Annotated in this window: 21 protein-coding genes; 7 read left to right on the top strand and 14 right to left on the bottom strand. The window is 66.3% G+C overall.

What is annotated here, in order from left to right; genetic code table 11:
- Window positions 1-24 precede the first annotated feature (24 nt).
- Entirely contained in the window at window positions 25-858 is an 834-nt protein-coding gene (locus A5699_RS20505; RefSeq protein WP_067773047.1) for an SDR family oxidoreductase, read from the bottom strand.
- 39 nt (window positions 859-897) lie between these two features.
- Window positions 898-1,806 carry an enoyl-CoA hydratase gene (locus tag A5699_RS20500; protein ID WP_067773046.1) on the bottom strand — a complete coding sequence of 303 codons (909 nt, stop codon included), beginning with the start codon at window positions 1,804-1,806 and terminating at the stop codon, window positions 898-900.
- Between the two features lie 252 nt (window positions 1,807-2,058).
- Here A5699_RS20500 and A5699_RS20495 point away from each other — a divergent pair, with 252 nt between their 5' ends.
- The 5 genes from A5699_RS20495 (at window position 2,059) to A5699_RS20480 (ending at window position 5,004) form a co-directional block, all read left to right on the top strand.
- Entirely contained in the window at window positions 2,059-2,436 is a 378-nt protein-coding gene (locus A5699_RS20495) for an intersectin-EH binding protein Ibp1 (protein WP_067773042.1), read from the top strand.
- A 68-nt stretch (window positions 2,437-2,504) separates the two neighbouring features.
- On the top strand, window positions 2,505-2,840 hold the full coding sequence (locus A5699_RS20490; RefSeq protein WP_067773040.1) for a hypothetical protein: 336 nt from the start codon (window positions 2,505-2,507) through the stop codon (window positions 2,838-2,840).
- 109 nt (window positions 2,841-2,949) lie between these two features.
- Window positions 2,950-3,339 carry an intersectin-EH binding protein Ibp1 gene (locus A5699_RS20485; RefSeq protein WP_067773037.1) on the top strand — a complete coding sequence of 130 codons (390 nt, stop codon included), beginning with the start codon at window positions 2,950-2,952 and terminating at the stop codon, window positions 3,337-3,339.
- A 45-nt stretch (window positions 3,340-3,384) separates the two neighbouring features.
- Entirely contained in the window at window positions 3,385-3,552 is a 168-nt protein-coding gene (locus A5699_RS29320) for a hypothetical protein (protein WP_142254208.1), read from the top strand.
- A complete protein-coding gene (locus A5699_RS20480) occupies window positions 3,553-5,004 on the top strand; it encodes a trehalose-6-phosphate synthase (protein WP_067773034.1) in 1,452 nt (483 codons plus the stop codon).
- 67 nt (window positions 5,005-5,071) lie between these two features.
- Here A5699_RS20480 and A5699_RS20475 read toward each other — a convergent pair whose 3' ends face one another.
- From A5699_RS20475 to A5699_RS20420, 12 genes are all read right to left on the bottom strand, one after another.
- Window positions 5,072-5,557 (bottom strand): mammalian cell entry protein, encoded by a 486-nt coding sequence (locus tag A5699_RS20475; protein ID WP_067773031.1) that lies wholly within the window; start codon window positions 5,555-5,557, stop codon window positions 5,072-5,074.
- A gap of 3 nt (window positions 5,558-5,560) precedes the next feature.
- On the bottom strand, window positions 5,561-6,262 hold the full coding sequence (locus tag A5699_RS20470; protein ID WP_067773028.1) for a mammalian cell entry protein: 702 nt from the start codon (window positions 6,260-6,262) through the stop codon (window positions 5,561-5,563).
- The gene (locus tag A5699_RS20465) at window positions 6,262-7,938 is read right to left on the bottom strand and encodes a virulence factor Mce family protein (RefSeq protein ID WP_067773026.1); all 1,677 of its coding nucleotides are present in this window, start codon (window positions 7,936-7,938) and stop codon (window positions 6,262-6,264) included. The genes A5699_RS20470 and A5699_RS20465 overlap by 1 nt, the downstream gene beginning before the upstream one ends.
- A complete protein-coding gene (locus A5699_RS20460; RefSeq protein WP_067773143.1) occupies window positions 7,938-9,134 on the bottom strand; it encodes an MCE family protein in 1,197 nt (398 codons plus the stop codon). Before A5699_RS20460 ends, A5699_RS20465 begins: the two co-directional genes overlap by 1 nt.
- Window positions 9,134-10,531 (bottom strand): virulence factor Mce family protein, encoded by a 1,398-nt coding sequence (locus A5699_RS20455; RefSeq protein ID WP_067773023.1) that lies wholly within the window; start codon window positions 10,529-10,531, stop codon window positions 9,134-9,136. Before A5699_RS20455 ends, A5699_RS20460 begins: the two co-directional genes overlap by 1 nt.
- A complete protein-coding gene (locus A5699_RS20450) occupies window positions 10,528-11,586 on the bottom strand; it encodes an MCE family protein (protein ID WP_067773019.1) in 1,059 nt (352 codons plus the stop codon). The genes A5699_RS20455 and A5699_RS20450 overlap by 4 nt, the downstream gene beginning before the upstream one ends.
- Window positions 11,579-12,628 carry an MCE family protein gene (locus A5699_RS20445; protein WP_067773015.1) on the bottom strand — a complete coding sequence of 350 codons (1,050 nt, stop codon included), beginning with the start codon at window positions 12,626-12,628 and terminating at the stop codon, window positions 11,579-11,581. The genes A5699_RS20450 and A5699_RS20445 overlap by 8 nt, the downstream gene beginning before the upstream one ends.
- A complete protein-coding gene (locus A5699_RS20440; protein ID WP_067773012.1) occupies window positions 12,628-13,833 on the bottom strand; it encodes an MCE family protein in 1,206 nt (401 codons plus the stop codon). Before A5699_RS20440 ends, A5699_RS20445 begins: the two co-directional genes overlap by 1 nt.
- A gap of 15 nt (window positions 13,834-13,848) precedes the next feature.
- Entirely contained in the window at window positions 13,849-14,691 is an 843-nt protein-coding gene (locus tag A5699_RS20435) for an ABC transporter permease (protein ID WP_067773009.1), read from the bottom strand.
- Window positions 14,692-14,719: 28 nt separating this feature from the next.
- A complete protein-coding gene (locus tag A5699_RS20430; protein ID WP_067773006.1) occupies window positions 14,720-15,484 on the bottom strand; it encodes an ABC transporter permease in 765 nt (254 codons plus the stop codon).
- A 285-nt stretch (window positions 15,485-15,769) separates the two neighbouring features.
- Window positions 15,770-16,687 carry a 3-oxoacyl-ACP reductase gene (locus A5699_RS20425; RefSeq protein WP_067773004.1) on the bottom strand — a complete coding sequence of 306 codons (918 nt, stop codon included), beginning with the start codon at window positions 16,685-16,687 and terminating at the stop codon, window positions 15,770-15,772.
- 27 nt (window positions 16,688-16,714) lie between these two features.
- Complete coding sequence (locus tag A5699_RS20420) at window positions 16,715-16,906, bottom strand: ferredoxin (RefSeq protein ID WP_067773000.1); 192 nt, start codon at window positions 16,904-16,906, stop codon at window positions 16,715-16,717.
- A 165-nt stretch (window positions 16,907-17,071) separates the two neighbouring features.
- Here A5699_RS20420 and A5699_RS20415 point away from each other — a divergent pair, with 165 nt between their 5' ends.
- Both A5699_RS20415 and A5699_RS20410 read left to right on the top strand, forming a co-directional pair.
- Window positions 17,072-18,250, top strand: coding sequence for an acyl-CoA dehydrogenase family protein (locus A5699_RS20415; RefSeq protein WP_067772997.1), 1,179 nt, complete (start codon window positions 17,072-17,074; stop codon window positions 18,248-18,250).
- An 8-nt stretch (window positions 18,251-18,258) separates the two neighbouring features.
- A complete protein-coding gene (locus A5699_RS20410) occupies window positions 18,259-19,341 on the top strand; it encodes an acyl-CoA dehydrogenase family protein (protein ID WP_067772994.1) in 1,083 nt (360 codons plus the stop codon).
- The last annotated feature ends 2 nt before the right edge of the window (window positions 19,342-19,343 follow it).

The following is a 19,343-nucleotide window of genomic DNA, read 5'->3' as shown; positions in this document are numbered from 1 at the left end:
CAACCTTCAGCGTAGGTCTTGGTATTAGTCGGCGACGACGCCCCGCAGCCCGTCCGCCCCGAACAACGGCTCGAGCATCCCGGAGATGTCGGGCCCACGGCGCAGCCCGTGTCCGCCGTCGACGTTGATCGTCTGCCCGGTGATCCAGCCGGAGGCATCGCTGAGCAGGAACACCGCCAGGTTGGCGATGTCGGAGACCTCGCCGAACCGCGGCAGCGGCGTGCAGGCCTTGTAGTCGTCGGTGACGGCGGGGACATCCATGATCGGGCCGACCATCTCGGTACGGGTCAGACCGGGCCGGATGCTGTTGACCCGCACCCAAGACGGTCCGAGCTCGTCGGCCGCCAGCATCAACAGGTGATCGAGGGCCGCCTTGCTCACGCCGTAGGCGCCGAACCACCGGTGGATGTTGCTCGAGGCGATCGACGAGATGCCGACGAACGATCCGCCGCCACCGCGCACCATCTCCCGGCCCGTGTGCTTGAGCAGATACATCGTGCCGTTGACGTTGAGATCGACGGTCTGGCGCCATAATTCGGAGTCGATCTGGGTGATCGGGCCGATGGTCTGGGAACCGCCGGCACTGTGCACCACGCCGTGCAGCCGACCGTGCCACGCGGTGGCGGCATCGACGGCGCGACGCACCTCGTCCTCGTTGGTGACGTCGGCGGGCTCATAGCGCACCGAGCCGGGCCCGAGGGATTCGAGTTCTTCGGCGGCGGCGCTGAGCTTGTCGGCGTTGCGGCCGACCAGGAGCGCGTTACCGCCGGAGGCGACGATCGCGGCCGCGGCACCTTTGCCGATGCCGCTACCGCCGCCGGTCACCAAATACGTACGATCCGCCAACGACAGCTGCACTGCTGCACTCCTAAAGAACTAGAACAGGTTCTCGTCAGGTCAAGGTGTATCACGCCGGGCCGGCTTGGGTGCGCCCAATGTGCGCCAATCCGGAACATCCGGCGGCATGCCGACCGGCCAGCGGTTCTCGTTGGCCGATGCCCAGTGCGCGTGCCCGAGTTCGTGGATGTGGAACGCGTGCCGCAGCGCCTCGGTGAAGCCCATCGCATCGCTTGCCGCGTTGACCGAATCCTTCACCAGCAGGGCCGCCATCGTCGGCCGCTCGGCGATGCGGCGGGCGAATTCCAGTGTCTTGTCTTCGAGTTCGTCGCGGGCGAACACCTTGGACACCATGCCCAGCCGGTACGCCTCGTCGGCATCGATCGAATCACCGGTCAGCAACAACTCTTTGGCTTTACGGGCACCGAATTCCCATGGGTGGGCGTAATATTCGACACCGGGCATCCCCATCCGTACGCCGACGACATCGCTGAACTTCGCGTCGTCGGCCGCCACGATCAGGTCGCACGCCCAGATCAGCATGAGCGCCGCGGAGATGGCGTTGCCCTGCACCTGGGCGATGGTGATCTTGCGCAGATCGCGCCACCGCCGGGTGTTCTCGAAATAGAAGTGCCACTCCTGCAAGTACGTTCGTTCGGCCACGCCGGCGGCGGTGGCTCCGTAGCCACGGAACGTGGGGTGCTGGCCGGGACCTGGTTCACGCTCGGCCAGTGCCTCTTCTGAGCCCAGGTCATGCCCGGCGGAGAAGTTCTTGCCGCGGGCGGCCAGGATCACCACCCGCACCGCGTCATCGGCCTCGGCCCGGCCGAAGGCCTCGTCGAGTTGGACCAGCAAAGTGCGGGATTGGGCGTTCTGGGCGCCGGGACGATTCAGCCAGATCCGGGCGATGCGTCCGTCATCGAGTGTCTCGTATTCGACCTGGCGGGCTGCGTCGTCGGAACTGGCCATGGGATACCTCGCAGGTGGGATGGTTGCTTAACAAACTGCACCTTACGTGTATCACGACGATCCACTCACACCGGCGTCACAGCTACTCGACAGTCGACTCACAGCAGGTCGTCATCCGTACCGCGCACACACCGCCGGCACAGCGCTTTTCCCTTGTGACGAGTAGGATATTGAAAAGCCAACGACGGTGGCCCCAGCCCCGTCAACCAGTCGTTCAGCAAACTCGTCAGGCACCGAAGGGATATCGCGACAATGGCCATCTCCCCGCTTCGCATCCGCCGTTTCACCGTCGCGGCCGGTGTCGCGGCAGCCCTTGTGGCGGCTCCCGGGCTCACCGTCCTCTCCACCGGTTCCCAAGCCCTGGCCGACTGCCCCAACGGCGAGAGCGAAGACACCTACACCACGGTGTGTGTCCCGGACCTGGTGCCGAACTCACCTTTTTCCTCCATTCCCGGCAACCCGAACTTGCCTGCGGTGAACGCGCCGAGCGGCGGCGGCGACATCCCGTGCACCGGCGCCAACACCGGGGAGTGCATCGGCCTCGGTGAAGAGCAACAGGCTCAAGGACAACAACCGGTCCCGCAATCGACGGTCGGCAGCAGTCCGACCGTGCACGGTTCCATCGGCTGAGCTCGGGCGGTCACAGCCCTACTTCAGACGCCGCACAGTAAACGTCCAGCAGCTCTAAACTGCTGGGCGTGAAATCACCTCTTGCCGCCGCACTGGCACTGGCCGCCGTCGGATTCGCCCTATCGTTGTCGTCCGGCGCGCCGACGGCACACGCGGCGTGTACGTCCGGTGAGGAAGAGGACTCTTTCACCACCGTCTGTACCCCGTTCCTGGTGCCGAATTCACCGTCTCCGTTCAGCGGCATCCCCGGTAATCCCGACCTGCCTGCGGTGAACCTGCCCGGCGGCGGAGGCGCCATCCCCTGCACCGGTCACAACGCCGGGGAGTGCATCGGCCTGGCCGAGGAGGACGCCGCCGAGGGGCCGCGGGCCATCCCGCGCTCGACCATCAGCGCCAGCCCCTAGACGCGTGTCGACGCTTTGCCAGGCACCTCCTAGAACTGATGCAGATTCTTCCCAGCTTCCATAGAATCCTCGGCGACGAAACAATCGAATACCTAGAGAAAGCGTGACGATGGCGACCCTCCCCATCTCGATACGACGGCTCATCCTCGGCTGCGGATTCGGCCTCGCCGTGGCCGCCGCCCCGGCCGTCGCCGTGCTGACCGTGCCTGACTCCTCCGGCCCGGCGCTGGCGTGCCCGTCAGGCGAAGAAGAAGACCTCTACAGCGGGCAGTGCGTCCCGCACACCGTGCCGAATTCGCCCAGCGGGTTCGGCGGCATCCCGGGCAACCCCAACCTGCCCGCCGTCCACGCACCCGGCGGCGGTGGGGCCATCCCGTGCACCGGCGCCAACACCGGTGAATGCATCGGCCTGGCCGAGGAGGCGCAATCGCAGGGCCCGGCGGCGACCCCCGAGTCGACGATCGGCAGCAGCCCGACCGTGCACGGTTCCATCGGCTGACAACAGGATGCGGCCGGGTTTGTCCCGGTCGCATAGAGTTGTGCCATGCCTGCGAAAACTGATCCCGCCGCCGACATCGACGACGTCGAGCCGCTCGCCGACAGCACCGCCAGCCAGGCCCGGCGTGTGGTGGCCACCTACGCCACCGACGCCGACGAATGCCGGATGTTCCTGTCGATGCTCGGCATCGGCCCCTCGAAAAACGAGGCGTAGATGAGTCCGGAGCGCGGCCAACCGGCCGCCTCCGGTAACTCCGACTTCGTCGTGGTGGCCAATCGGCTGCCCATCGACATGGAGCGGTTGCCGGATGGCAGCACAACCTTCAAACGCAGCCCGGGCGGTCTGGTCACCGCCCTGGAACCACTGCTGCGGAAACGTCGCGGCGCCTGGATCGGCTGGGCCGGAATTCCCGACAGCGGCGAAGAGCCCATCGTCGAGGAGGACGTCCAGCTCTTCCCCGTGCAGCTGTCCGCGCAGGACGTCGCCGACTATTACGAGGGCTTTTCCAACGCGACGCTGTGGCCGCTGTACCACGACCTCATCGTCAAACCCGAGTACCACCGCGAATGGTGGGACAGCTACGTCGACGTGAACCGGCGTTTCGCCGAAGCCACGGCTCGGGCCGCCGCGCCGAATGCCACCGTCTGGATTCAGGACTACCAGCTGCAGCTCGTCCCCAAGATGCTGCGCATGCTCCGACCGGATCTCACCATCGGGTTCTTCCTGCACATTCCTTTCCCGCCGGTCGAACTGTTCATGCAGATGCCGTGGCGTACCGAGATCGTCGAGGGCCTTCTCGGGGCGGACCTGGTCGGGTTCCACCTACCCGGCGGCGCCCAGAACTTCCTGGTCCTGGCTCGCCGACTGGTCGGGGCCAACACCTCACGCGCCTCGATCGGCGTGCGGTCCCGGTTCGGTGAGATCTCCTACGGGTTCCGCACCGTCAAGGTCGGTGCCTTCCCCATCTCGATCGACTCCGCCGACCTGGACGCCAAGGCCCGCAACCGGACCATCCGGCAGCGGGCCCGGCAGATCCGCGCCGAGCTCGGTAACCCGCGCAAGATCTTGTTGGGTGTCGACCGGCTCGACTACACCAAAGGCATCGACGTGCGGCTGCGCGCGTTCTCCGAACTCCTCGAAGAGCAGCGGGTCAAACGCGACGACACCGTCCTGGTGCAGCTGGCCACCCCGAGCCGCGAGCGCGTCGAGAGCTACAAGATGATGCGCGAGGACATCGAACGCCAGGTCGGTCACATCAACGGGGAGTACGGCGAGGTGGGCCATCCGGTGGTGCACTATCTGCACCGGCCGGTGCCGCGGGAGGAGCTCGTCGCGTTCTTCGTCGCCGCCGACGTCATGCTCGTCACCCCGCTGCGCGATGGGATGAACCTGGTGGCCAAGGAGTACGTGGCCTGTCGCAGCGACCTCGGCGGTGCGCTGGTGCTGTCGGAGTTCACCGGCGCGGCGGCCGAACTACGCCAGGCCTACCTGACCAACCCGCATCACCTCGAGGGTGTCAAAGATGCGATCGAGGCGGCACTGAACCAGAGCCCGGAGGAGGGCAGGCGGCGGATGCGTGCCCTACGCCGGCAGGTGCTGGCGCATGATGTGGATCGGTGGGCCCGCGCGTTTCTCGACGCGCTGGGAAGCGCAAATTCAGCGTGAGCGCTGGCAAGCGCAGATTCAACCTGAGCGCTGGCAAGCGCAAATTCAACCTGCGCGCTGGCAAGCGCTAGATCGGGTTGATCGCGTTGATCAACCAGTTCCCGTCGACCTTGCGGTAGTCGACCCGTAGCCGGCTGCCGTCGTAGAGAGGCTGACGGGACTTGTCCGTGACGGTGCGGTTCATGTACACCAGCACCGATCCGGATTCGCGGGCCGCAGTCATCATGCCGACCCCGACGACGTTGATCTGGACCACCAGTTGACGCTTACGTGCCTCGGGGATCACCTTGGCGGTGGCGTCCTGCTCGAACTGCTGGCGAAAGTCCGGGGCCAGCAGTGGATACGTTTCCATCAGGCTGCGCTCGACGGTCTGGTAGTCGTAGCCGAAAACCTTCGGGATCTGCTCGGCGGCCAGCGCGGGCAGGGTGGTCCTGGTGACTTCCTGACCCCGCTGCATCACGCGGTTCCAGTACAGCGAGCCGCCGATTCCGCCGAGCGCGACGAAGGCCACCGACAGCACGCCGATCAGCAGGGCAACGAGTTTCGAGCGCATCTGTCAGTTTCCACCGTCGGGGTACTTGAGGTCGTATCCGGTCATGTGCCCGTTGTCGTCCTCGTGCACGATGACCCGCAGTCGGTACGGGCGGGTCGGTGAATTGAGACCGTCCACGTCGGTGACCGTGACCCGCACCGCCACCAGAACCGAGGCGTTCTTGGCGATCTCGTCGACCTGCTCCAGCGCCGCGCCGTTGATCACCGCTTCCGAGCTGGCATTGGTGTCACGGAACAACGCCTTGAGGTTGTCGGCGTTGTTGCCCTGACTCATCATGTCGCGCAGCGGGCCGCTGGTCCCGTCGATGAAGCGGTTTACACTTTCGTCAATGGTGTCCTGGGTGTAGCTGAACATGTTGACCACGGTCTGTTTGCCGGTGTCGACGAAGCGCTCGTTGCGGGCCTGAACGTCGTCGACGGCGCGTTGCTGGTCGAGCATCACGTAGGCCAGGACTCCGAGCGCGACGGTGGCCAGCCCCAGCACCGAGGCAGCCACCAGCGCCACCAGCGCGCGGTGCCCGCGCCGCCGCGGCGGCGCCTTGACCGGTGTGGTGGCTCCCGCACGGCTGCTGCGAGCGGAGCCGGGTGGCGGTTCGACCGCCACCGTCGTCGTGGTCACCTCGGCGGCCGGGGCGCCGGTCGGACCGGCCGCCCTGGACGCGCGCCTACGTACCGGCCTCTGGTTCGAGGCCGTTTCTTCGGACATCAAGCCTGCCTTGGATCCAGCATCAGGTCTACCCAGGTCTCCGCGGGTGCCAGATCTTCGGCGCCGGCTGCGTACACACCGGTGCCTCCGTCGGCGTCAGCGAAGACCCCACTGTGCTGATCGTAGGTGCCGATCCCGGGAGGGCTGGCCAGAGGTGGTGCCTCCGCAGGCAACGGCGCATCGGGAGCCGGTGCTTCCGGAGCCCCCGGAGGTGTCCGGCCGTACGGCGGCACGATCTGGTCCGGCGGCGCGAAGTACGGCCACGGCGGTGGCGGCGTTCCCGGCTTGTTCGGCGGCACCGGCAGCGGGAACGGCGCGTGCGGTGCCGGACCCGGACCCGGCTGCACACCGGGTGGCAGCTGCACGGATGGCGGCCCCGGATCCGGATCGACCTGTGGCGGGATGTTCGGGAACTTGTTGGGCGGCAAGATGTTGCGCCCGTCCTCGATGGGAGTCCCGTACGGCACCGGCGGCCCGCGCCACGGGTTGCTGCCGACCGGCACATAGCCGTTGGGATCGCGGCACAGCTGGATGGTGGGTGCTCGCTTACCCGGGAACTCCATGCACGGATAGTTACGCGCACCGCGCACCACGGCCGGATCGTTCTGCGCGGTCTTGCAGTACAGATCCGACGGGAGCTCCCGCAGGGTCTCGTCGGCCGGTGACCGGATCTGGGTCGCCGGGAGGAAGCCGACCGAGCACGGCGGCGGATCACCGAGGTCGATCTTGAAGTCCAGCTTGGCGCCTTCGTCGGCGGGCAACCCACCGGCGACGGTGTTCAGCGCGGCCATCAGCGCCGGAAAGATCACCAGCGCCTGCTCGAGTGACTTGCTGTAGATCACCCCGATCCGGCCGAAGTTGGCCAGGTTGGCGGCCAGCACCGGGAAGGTCGGCCGGATACCGCTGAACGCCGTGTTGGCCGCCTCGGTGGCGCCCGGAACGGTCTTGAGTGTCGTGCGCAGCTGCGGGTCGGCCTTGTTCACCTCACCGGTCAACCGGGCCAGCCCGTCGGCGAGCGAACGGATGTTGTCGCCGCTGCGTATCTGGGCGTCCAGGAAGGGCCCGGCCTGGTCGATGAGCTGGGTGGTCTGGCCGTAGTTGGCGTTGGCCTCGTCGATCAACAGCCGCGACGACTCGATCAACCGGGCCAGCTCCGGTCCGGATCCGTTGAACGCCTTGAACGTCTCGCGCAACAGGTCCTGCAGCCGGCTGTTACCGATGCTGCTGACGAGCGTGTCGGCCTCGTGCAGCAGCCCGGCGATGTCCTGCCCCACCCGGGTGTGCTGCTGGTCGATCATGGCGCCGTTGCGCAGCTTGCCCGACGACGGATCCTCCGGCGGGATCAGGTCGATGTACTGCTCACCGACAGCCGAGACACTCTTGACCGTCGCGGTGACGTTGTCGGGTATCGCGGTGTTGCTGTTGAGTTGCATGTCGGCGATGACGCCGTCGGGCGCCAGCCCGACCGATTCCACCCGCCCCACGGTGACCCCGCGGTAGGTGACGTTGGCGTTCTGATAGATCCCGCCACCGGAGGCGAAGTTCGCCTTGACGTGATAGGTGCCGATTCCCACTGCCGCCGGCAGGTGCAGATAGAACAGCGAGATGGCACCCACGGTGAGGATCGTGACGACCCCGAAGATCATCAGTTGCAGGCGGGTGAGCCGGTCGATCATTACGGCGTCCCCTCGTCGTGTTGTGTCGCGGTGCCCGCCGGGATCTTGAACGGATCGGCGGCCTGGCCGGACAGGTTGGCCATCGCCCCGGTCAGGAAGTCCGGCGGATTGATCACCTCGCTGAGGTGCTGCATGTTGGGGTCGAAGCCCCCGGTGGTGAAGATCGACTCACCGAACCGGCGCAGGGTCAGGTCGAAGGTGACATAGACGTTCAGGTAGTCACCCCGCACGGCCTGGCGCAGGTACTTGTAGTGGAACGGGAACGTGGGCAGGAACTCCAGGTCCTTGATGAAATCGTCGGCGTTGTCGTTGAACGCCTTGATCACCGGATAGAGATCCTTCAGGTCTGCCGCGAAGTCGGCTTTGGTCTGCGACAGGATCCGCGCACCGACCTGGGCGAAGCTGCGCAACGCGGTGAACGCCTCGACGATGTGGGACCGGTTGTCGTTGAGCACCTTCAGCGCGCCGGGCAGCGTATCGAGGGTGCGGCCCAGGTTGTCTTTACTGCGGGCCAGAATCGAGGCGAACCGGTTCAACCCGTCGGCGGCGGCGATGATGTCGTCGGTCTGCTGGTCCAGCGACGCGGTCAGCTCGGCCAGCCGGGGAATCAGATCGGTGAAGCTGCCTGCCCGCCCGGCGACCGCCGCATAGGCCTCATCGGTGATGTCATGCAGCGCACCGAGATTGCCCTTGTTGACCACCATGCCGAGCGAGGACAGCACCTCTTCGGTGGTGGGATAGCGGCCGGTCTGGGCCAGCTTGATGTTCGAGCCTTCCCGCAGCTGCCCTTCCGGCTGCTCGTCGACCGGCTCGGCCAACTCCACGTGCTGCGAGCCCAGCAGCGACGTCTGGGCAACGCGCGCAACCGCATTCGCCGGCAGCTTCACGTCACCGTCGAGCGACAGCTCCACGGCGGCGTAGAAGGTGCCATCGGGACGCTGCACAGCGTCCACGCCCGACACGCTGCCGACGGTCACGTCGTCGACCATCACCGGCGAGTTCTGCGGCAGGGTCGCCACATCCGGCAGCTGCACCGTGACGGTGTAGGAGCCCGCGCCATGCCCGGCCGTGCCCGGCATGTTGAGCGAGTTGAGTCCGCCGAACTGGCAGCCGGCCAACAGCACCGCGCCACTGCCGATCGCCAGTGTCCGGCCACCGATCCGGGAAGCTTTGCCCCTCAATGCTTTACCCCTCATCATCCACCAGCCCCAGCCTCGGCAGGCGCGGCCGCGGCGGGCGCAGGCGCAGGTTCAGCCGCGGGTCCGGGTGCCGGACCGACACCGGTTCCGGCTGCGGGTGCCGGCGCCTCCGGCGGCAGCACCAACGAGCTCAGCGTTGCGTCCGCCGGAATCTGCGGCGGCGTCACACCGGGGGCGTTCTGCCACTGCAGGTACGGCACCGGCGTTTCGGACTTGGCCTCGGTTTCGGGGGTGTCGTAGATGATCTGCCCCTTGTAAGCGGTGATGCTGTTGATCGGGTGGAACAGCACCGGCGGGTAGTTCATCGTGATCCGTCGCAGTACCGGACCCATCCGCTGCCGGCAGATCTCGGCACGCTTGTAGTTCTCCGGGTTCGCGCCGGTGTCGAAGTTGCCGCCGCACAAGAACTGCACCGGGTTGGCGAAGTTGGGCAGTGAGAGCAAACCACCGACGGTGCCCTGGGCCGGGTTGTAGATGTTGTAGAAGTTCGCCAACCCGTTGGGCGTGACGTGCAGGATCTGCTCGATGTCGTCACTGTGATCGGTGAGGATCTGGGTGAAGTCCGCCAGTTTGCCCACCTGGGCGATCAACGCGTCGTTGCTCTCGTTGAGGAACCCGCGGACATCACCGAGCGCCTGGTTCAGCGTGGACAGTGTCTGGTCCAGCCCGCTGGAGCTGTCGGCCAACACCTGCGAGACCGACGCCACGTGGTTGGTGAACTGCACGATCTGCTCATTGCTGTTGGAAAGTGCATCCACCAGGATCTGCAGATTCTTCACCGTGCCGAACAGGTCGGTGCGGGAATCCCCCAGTCGCCCAGCGGTTTGCGACAGTTCGCGCAGGGCGTTGCGGAACGAGTCGCCGTTGCCGTCGAACGTGGTTGCGGCCTGGTCGACGAACGCCGCCACCGGCCCCTGCACCGAGCCCGGCTGCGGGCCGAGCTGACTGCTCAGCTGGGTCAGCTGCTCTTTGACCTCGTCCCATTCGACCGGGACCCCGGTGCGGTCGAGTCCGATGGTCGCACCGTCGGCCATCTCGTCGCCCTCAGTGTAGGCCGGGGTCAGCTGAATGAACCGCGAGGACACCAGGTTCGGCGAGATGATCAGGGCCTTGGCGTCCGCGGGCACCTTGATACCGCGATCCAGCGTCATCTCGATCTTGACGTCCGAGGGCCTGGGCTCGATCGAATCGATCGTGCCCACCGGCACGCCGACGATCCGCACCTCGTCGCCCGGGTAGATGCCGACCGCATTGGTGAAGTAGGCGGTCAGCGTGTGCCCCTGGCGCGACGGCCAGACCTGGTAGACGCCGACGGCGAGAACGCCGATCAGCACCACAGCCAGCGCGATACGTAGCCAGCGACTCCGGCCGGGCGCCGAATTGTCTTGTGTCATGGCGATTTCGGCCTAACGATCGTCCGTTCGGAGATGTAACCGCGCAGCATGTCGGCCAGGCTGTCGGGCAGTTTGCCCGGCTGGAAGTAGGTGTCGAGCAGGACCTCGGAGATGGCCGCCGGCGGCAGACCGTACAGGTTGATCTGGAAGCCCGGGCCCGAGCCGACGACCTCACCCAGCGCCGTCGCGTATCCCGGCAGCCGCTTGAGCGCCTCACCGATGTGTTCGCGACGCTCCAGCAGGTTGTCCATCACCAGGTTGAGCTTCTCCAACGCCGGCTTGAATTCCTTGCGGTTGTCGGCGACGAATCCCGAAAGTTGTTTGGACACATCGTCGATCCCGGCGATCAGGTTGCTCAGCGCCTGCCTGCGCTCGTCGAGCGCAGCGAACAGCTGATTGCCGTCGGTCAACAGCTGGTTGACCTGTCCGGCACGGGCGGCCAGCAGATCCGACACCCGCTTGGCGTGCGTCAACAACCCCTCGAGGGCCTCGTCACGCTTGTTGATGCTGCGGGACAGGTTCGCGACGCCGTCGAGCGCACCGCGCAATTGCGGGGTGGCATCGCGCAGCGTGTCGGTCAGGGTCTGCAACGCCTGCTCGAACTTCGGCTTGTCCAGCTCGGAGACGTTGTGCCCGAGGTCTTGCAGAGCCGTGTTGAGGGTGTAGGGAGTCGTGGTGCGGCCCAACGGGATAACCGTCGACGTGCCCGAGCCCCTGGGAGTCACCGAGAGCGACTTCTGCCCCAGCACGGTGTCGGTCTTGATCGCCACCAACGACTGATCGCCGACCTTGATGTCGCGGTCGACGGTGAAGCCGACCTTGGCGGTGTCGCCGGCCAGGGCCACGTCGGTCACCTTGCCGACCGTGATACCCGAGACGTTGACGTCATTGCCCGGGGAGATCCCGCCGGCATCGCTGAAGTAAGCCTCGAATTGCTTGCCCTGCGGGAAGAACGGCAGACCGGTGTAGCCGAACGACACCAGTACCAGGCACGCCACCACGAAGATGCCGAGGATCCCGGTGCGCACGGGATTCGACTCGCGCGTACTAGCCATTGGTCGGCGCACACCTCCCCTTGGACGGGTCCGGCGGGCCGCCGAACGGAATCAGGATGTCGCTGCCGGCCGGGCCGTTGACCTTCAACCGGACCGAGCAGTAGAAGATGTTGAAGAACGAGCCGTAAGCGCCAAGTGCGTTGAGGCGCAGGTAGTTCTCCGCCAGCGGCTCGATCACCTTGTTGACGTCGCCCTTGCGCTCGTCCAGACGCTGCGCCAGCGGGCGGGCGTTCTCGATCACGCCCTGCAGCGGCCGGCGCGACTTCTCCAGCATGTCGGTCAGGTCGTTCTCGGCCGAGGCCAGCGGCTCGATGGCGCCGGCGATCGGGTCCCGGCCCTCGGACAATCCGGTGATCAGCTTCTGCAACTCGTCGACGCTGGCGTCGAACTGGGCGCCCTTCTCGTCGACGGTGCCGAGCACGGTGTTGAGGTTGGTGATGACGTCGCCGATGAGCTGATCACGCGCGGCCAGGTTCTGGGTGAAGGCGCTCGTGCTGGTGAGCATGTTCGCCAACGCGCCGCCCTGGCCCTGCAGCATCTCGATCACCGCGTTGGAGATCTCGTTGACCTTCGCCCCGTCGAGGCCCTTGAGCACCGGGCGCAATCCACCCAGCAGGGCATCGAGATCCAGGGCCGGCTGGGTGTTCTGCACCGGGATGGTGGCCCCGGGCGCCAGCTTTCGCAGTTCGCCTGGGCCCGAGGTGATCTCCAGGTAGCGATCCCCGACCAGGTTCTCGTACCGCACCAGCGCCTTGCTGGAGGTGTAGAGCTGGTAGCGCTTGTTGACGTCGAATGCCACGTCAACGGTGTTGTCCGGGTTGAGCTTCACGTCGTTGACGGTGCCCACCGGCACACCGGCGATACGGACGTCCTGGCCGGCCTTCAGCCGGGACGCCTCACTGAACGTGGCGTGGTAGCTGTTGGACGAGGCGAACCGGAACTCGCCGAAGACCACCACCAGCATCGCACCGACCAACACCATGGCGACGGTGAAGATGCCGACCTTGAGCATGGTCCGATCAGGACGCGCGTCGGAGGCCATCAGAACCGGTCCCTTTCTGCGAACGCACCGTTGAACAGGAACTGCAACGTCGCCGGAGCGTCGAACTGCACCTCGGTGTTGGGCTGGAACGGGACATACGCGTTGTCGGTCACCAGGAACGGCGAGCGGTACCAGCTGCCGCCGAACTGCTTGCTCGGGATGTTGGGCAGGCCGCGGCAGTTCGGTCCGCCGGAGGCGTTCACGATCGGCAGGCTCTCGGGATAGGTGTAGGCCGGGGAGCCGGGCAGGAAGTTCGAGTTCACGTACAGGCCGGGCCGCACACCACCGATGATCGGGGCGAACCGGTCGACGGCGACCGAGACGCCCTGCAGGAGGCAACCGAACTCCGGCGAATAGTCGCCGGCCACCTTCAGGGGAGCCCGCAGGCGCTGGATCGCGGCGATGTAGTCATCGGCCGCCGGCTCCAGGGTGGCGGTGCCGTTGTTGGCCAGTCCGGTGGCGGCCAGCAGCGTGGCGTTGAGGTTCGTCTTCTCGTCGACGATGGTCTTGTTCAACGCGGGCACGTTGTCGATGACCCGGGCCAGGTCCGGGCCCGCGTCGCCGTAGATGTTGGACACCACGGCGGCCTTGGCGAAGTCGTCCTGCAGCGTCGGCAACTTCGGATTCAGTTGCTGCAGATAGGTGTTCAGGCCCGCCAGGCTGGCGCCCAGATCGTCCCCGTGGCCGCGCAGACCCTCACCGAGGGCGGTCAGGGTGGCGTTCAAACTCACCGGGTCGATCTTGTCGAGCACATCGGACAACGTCTGGAAGAGGGTGTTGACCTCCAGCTGCACGTCCTTGGCCGCCACGGTGCTGCCCGGCCGCAGCGACTTCGAATCCGGCTGCGCCGGCGGCAGGAACTCGACCGACTTCGCACCGAAAATGGTGTTGCCGGCGATCCGCACGGTGGCGTTGGACGGGATGTACCGCATCTCGCCGCGCTTGATCGACAGCGTCAGCTTCGCCTCGTTGCCGGCGTAGGCGATGTCGGTGACCTTGCCGATCTGGATGCCCCGGTACTTGACCTTGGCGTCGCGTTCCATCACCAGGCCGGCCCGCGGCGCGGTCAGGCTGACGGTGTCGGTCGGCGTGAAGGCCGCGGTGTACGACAAGTAGGTGAAGACCACCGCGGCGGCCACGATCGCCGCCAGGATCGCCGCGGCGATCCGGACGTGACGGCGGTGTTTGGTCGTTGCGTCTGACATAAAGGTTCCTGCCACCTACCCGGAAAGGTTGAAGTTGCCGGACGCGCCGTAGACCGCCAGGGAGATGAACAGGGTGATGGTGACGACGACGATCAGTGAGGTGCGCACGGCCTGACCGACCGCGACGCCCACGCCGACGGGCCCGCCGGAGGCGTTGTAGCCGTAATACGTGTGCACCAGCATCACCGCGATCGCCATGACGATGGCCTGAAGGAACGACCACAGCAGGTCACTCGGTATCAGGAAGGTGTTGAAGTAGTGGTCGTACAGACCGGCCGACTGGCCGTTGATGAACACCGTGGTGAAGCGGGCGGCGAAGAAGGCGGCCAGCACCGACAGCGAGTACAGCGGGACGATCGCGATCAGACCGGCCATGAGTCGCGTCGAGACCAGGTACGACACCGCGTGTACGGCCATCGCCTCGACCGCGTCGATCTCCTCGGCCACCCGCATCGCACCGAGTTGGGCGGTGGCGCCCGCGCCGATGGTCGCGGCCAACGCGATACCGGCGATCACCGGGGCCACGATGCGCACGTTGAGGAAGGCCGAGAGGAAGCCGGTCAGCGCCTCGATGCCGATATTGCCCAAGGATGAGTAACCCTGCACCGCGATCACGCCGCCGGAGGCCAGGGTGAGGAAGGCCGCGACGCCGACCGTGCCACCGATCATCACCAGCGCGCCGGCGCCCATGGTCATCTCGGCGACCAGCCGGATGGTCTCCTTGCGATACCGCGTGACGGCGTTGGGGATGTACCGCATCGTCTCGCCGTAGAACAGTGCCTGCTCACCGACGTTGTCGACGGACTTGGGCACACCGCGGAACAGCCGGCGGAAGCGAAGGGTGGCGTCGTAGCTCATGGTTGTCTCTTCTTCGCGCAAGCGCTCATCATCGAACGAGCACCCGAACACCGATGGCCGTCATGATCACGTTGATGACGAACAAGCAGATAAAGGCGTAGACGACCGTTTCGTTCACTGCGTTCCCGACACCCTTCGGGCCTCCTTTGACGGTCAGCCCGCGGTAGCACCCGACCAGGCCGGCGACCACGCCGAACAGCAGTGCCTTGATCTCGGCGAGCACCAACTCACCAAGGCCGGTCAGCACGGTCAGGCCGTTGATGAAGGCGCCGGGGTTGACCCCCTGCAGGAACACTGAGAAGGCGTATCCGCCGGCGATACCGATGGCACACACCAGGCCGTTGAGCAGCAACGCCACGAACATCGAGGCCAACACGCGCGGCACCACCAGGCGCTGGATCGGGTCGATGCCCAGCACGCGCATCGCGTCGATCTCCTCGCGGATCGTGCGCGCACCCAGGTCCGCGCAGATCGCGGTGGCACCGGCACCGGCCACCACCAGCACGGTTACCACGGGACCGAGCTGGGTGACGGTGCCGAACGCGGTGCCCGCACCCGACAGGTCCGCCGCGCCGATCTCGCGCAGGAGGATATTGAGCGTGAACGCCACCAGCACGGTGAACGGGATGGCCACCAACAGCGTGGGAACCAGCGAGACTCGGGCGATCATCCAGGTTTGGTCAAGGAACTCCTTGAGCTGGAACGGCCGGCGGAACATCTTGGCGAAGGTGTCCAAGGACATCTCGACGAAGCCGCCCACGGCCCGGGCCGGAACCGCAAGCTGTTCGATCAACCTGGGCTCCGTTCTCGTTTCCAAACTGGGTCGCGCTACAAGGGGCGGCGAACTTCGCCGAGATCGCGTTAGCGAAAGATGGACGGCCATATTTCGCGGCCGCTTTCCCACCCCTTGATCTTACGGTGCTCTTAGTGAGCCGGATCATATTAACTAGAACACGTTCGCACTGTCAAAGAATTCAAATTCTCAGGTCAACGCAACATTTTCCCAGTTCAGGCCATGCCGAGCCGATACAGTTCTGGAACATGTTCTACCGCCGTCGAGCGTGGGGCAACGAGACTGTCAGTCTCGCGAACCCATCAGCTCAGTGGCCGAGAATCCACGCTCCGGATCACGATCAGCAAAGTACTCGTGCAGTGTCCCGCTGAGGTCTGCCGGGTTCCACGCAGAGGAGTCTGCGGTGAAGTGCTTCTCTGCTGTGGGCGGCGCGACCAACGTGACAGTTGGACCATAGACGATGAACAGCTGACCGTTGACCGCTTCTGAGGCCGGCGACGCCAGGAATCGCACGAGTGTGACGACGTGGTCGGTGGACAGCGGATCAACCTGACCGTCGGTCATCTCGGGCGCGTCGCCGAACACGCCGGCGGTCATCGCCGTACGGGCGCGCGGGGCGATCGCGTTGGCGCGGACACCGAAGCGCTCCAGCGCCCGGGCCGCCGACACCGTCAGTGCGGTGATACCGGCCTTGGCGGCGCCGTAGTTGGGCTGGCCGACCGGACCCGAGAGACCAGCCTCGGACGACGTGTTGATGATCCGGCCGTACACCGTGCCATCACCGGCCTTGGCCTTGTTGCGCCAGTAGGCCGCGGCATTGCGGGTCAGTAGGAAGTGCCCGCGCAGGTGCACCGCGATGACGGCATCCCACTCCTCGTCGCTCATGTTGAACAGGATGCGATCGCGGGTGATGCCGGCATTGTTGACGACGATGCCCAGGCCGCCCAGTCCGTCAGCGGTCGCGACCAGCTCATCGGCGGTCGAGCGGGCACTGATGTCTCCGGCCACCGCGACACCCTTGGAGCCGGCGGCCGCGATCTCGTCGAGGACGTCGGAGCCCTCCAGCGCCGCCGCCATGTCGTTGACCACCACGGTCGCCCCGGCCTTGGCCAGGCCGATGGCCTCGGCGCGCCCCAGGCCGGCGGCCGCGCCGGTGACCACGGCGACCTTGCCGGAAAGATCGATCTGAGCCTCGTCGGTCATGCTGCTCCTCGCAATTTATGAATACCTCTAGTCTTTCCGGATCAGGGCGGCCCGGGGACACTCGGCAATGGACTGCTCGGCCAGGCCCTCCTGATCGGCAGGCACCGGATCGGACTTGACCACGGCGTAGTCGTCATCGTCAAGATCGAACAGATCAGGGGCAATACCCACGCACACCGCATTGCCTTCACAGCGATCACGGTCAACTTCAACTCGCATGGCGACCTCCTCACGACGTGTGCGTACACGGGGCTGCGTGCGCGCAGCCACAGAATACGACCCCACCTGACGGAAACCGGTCCGAGACCGGCCTGGATCATCAGACTAGAACGTGTTACAACCAGGTGAGAACTCAGGTCTATCGAGCAGTGAGGATGCAGCGGAATGCGGATCGGTTACACCCCCGAGCAGGAGGAGTTGCGCCGCGAGTTGCGCGCCTACTTCGCCAAGCTCATGACGCCCGAGCGGGTCGAGGCCCTCAGCTCCTCCGAAGGTGAGATGGGGCGCGGCAACATCTACCGCGAGACCGTCGCCCAGATGGGTAAAGACGGCTGGCTGACGCTGAGTTGGCCCAAAGAATTCGGCGGCCAGGCCCGCCCGCCGATGGACGGCCTGATCTTCACCGACGAGGCTGCCATCGCCGGCGCCCCGGTGCCGTTCCTGACGATCAACAGTGTCGCGCCGACGATCATGCACTTCGGTACCGAGGAGCAGAAGAAGTTCTTCCTGCCGAAGATCGCCGCGGGTGAGCTGCACTTCTCGATCGGATACTCCGAGCCGGGTGCGGGTACCGACCTGGCCGCGCTGCGCACGACGGCGGTGCGCGACGGTGATGACTACGTGGTCAACGGCCAGAAGATGTGGACCTCCCTCATCGCCTACGCCGACTACGTCTGGCTGGCGGTGCGCACGAACCCCGAGGCCAAGAAGCATCGCGGCATCTCCATGCTGATCATGCCCACGACCGCCGAGGGCTTCTCCTGGACTCCGGTGCACACCATGTCGGGGGTGGACACCAGCGCCACCTACTACCAGGACGTGCGCATCCCCGTCACCAACCTGGTCGGCGAGGAGAACGCGGGCTGGAAGCTGGTGACCAACCAGCTCAACCACGAGCGGGTGGCCCTGGTTTCTGCACAGCCGATCTACGTCGCGCTGGACGGGGTCCGCGAGTGGGCGCAGAACACCAAGGACGTGCACGGCAAGCGGTACATCGATTCCGAATGGGTGCAACTCAACCTGGCCCGGGTGCACGCCAAGGCCGAGGTGCTAAAGCTGATCAACTGGGAGCTGGCCTCTGCCGACGGCGCGCCCTCTCCGGCCGATGCATCGGCAGCCAAGGTGTACGGCACCGAGCTGGCCACCGAGGCCTACCGTCTGCTGATGGAGGTGTTGGGTACCGCGGCGACACTGCGTCCGGACAGCAAGGGCGCGTTGCTGCGCGGCCGGATCGAGCGGTTCCACCGTTCGGCGCTGATCCTGACCTTCGGCGGCGGCACCAACGAGATTCAGCGGGACATCATCGGCATGGTCGCCTTGGGCCTGCCCAGGGTCAATCGGTAAGGGACATCATGGATTTCAAGACAACAGAAGCCGCCGACGACCTCGGTGGCCTGGTGCGGACGATCACTGAATCGGTGTGCACCCCCGAGCACCAGCGTGAACTCGACGGCCTGGAGCAACGTTTCGACGTCGATCTGTGGGCCAAGCTGCGCGAGGCCGACGTGCTCTCGGCCGCGGCCCCCGAATCCGTGGGCGGCGGTGGCTACGGCGTGCTCGAGCAGGCCGCCGTGCTGACCGCCCTCGGCCGCCAACTGGCCGCCGTGCCGTACCTGGATTCAGTGGTTCTGGGCGCCGGAGCGCTGGCCGAGTTCGGATCCGAGGAGCTGCGTGAGGCGTGGGCGCAGCCCGCCGTGGCCGGCGAGAAGATCCTCGCGGTCGCGCTCGACGGCGAGATGGGCCAGGGACCCGTGCAGGCCCGGGCCGACGGCTCACTCACCGGCACCCGGACCCAGGTCTACTACGGGCCGGTGGCCGACGCTTTCCTGGTGCCGGCCGAAACCGAGGGCGACACCGCCGTGTTCCTGGTTCCCGCCGATGCAGCCGGGCTGACCGTCAGTGCGCTGAGCACCACCGGTAAGGGCAGTGTCGCGCACCTGGAGTTCACCGACGTCGACGCCGGCCTGCGGATCGGTGGAGCGGAAGTGTTGGCTTGGCTGACCACGCATGCCGCGCTGGGCCGCAGCGCTTTTCAGCTCGGGGTCCTGGAGCGCGCATTGGAACTGACGTCCGAGTACGCCCGCGAGCGGGAACAGTTCGACCGGCCGATCGGCAGCTTCCAGGCCGTGTCGTCGCGGCTGGCCGACGGCTACATCGACGTCAAGGGCCTGCGCCTGACGCTGACCCAGGCCGCCTGGCGGTTGTCCGAAGACCTGCCCGCCGACATCGACGTCGCCAGTGCGGCGTTCTGGGCCGCCGAGGCCGGCCACCGCGTCGCGCACACCGCCGTGCACGTACACGGTGGTGTCGGCATCGACATGGACCATCCGGTGCACCGGTACTTCCTGGCCGCCAAGCAGACCGAGTTCGGGGTCGGCGGGGCCACCGGGCAGCTGCTGCGTATCGGCCGCGAACTCGCCGACACTCCGGTCTAGGG

This window comes from Mycobacterium sp. E802 (assembly GCF_001666875.1).
Lineage (GTDB): Bacteria > Actinomycetota > Actinomycetes > Mycobacteriales > Mycobacteriaceae > Mycobacterium.
This window is presented reverse-complemented; position numbering and strand designations above follow the sequence as displayed.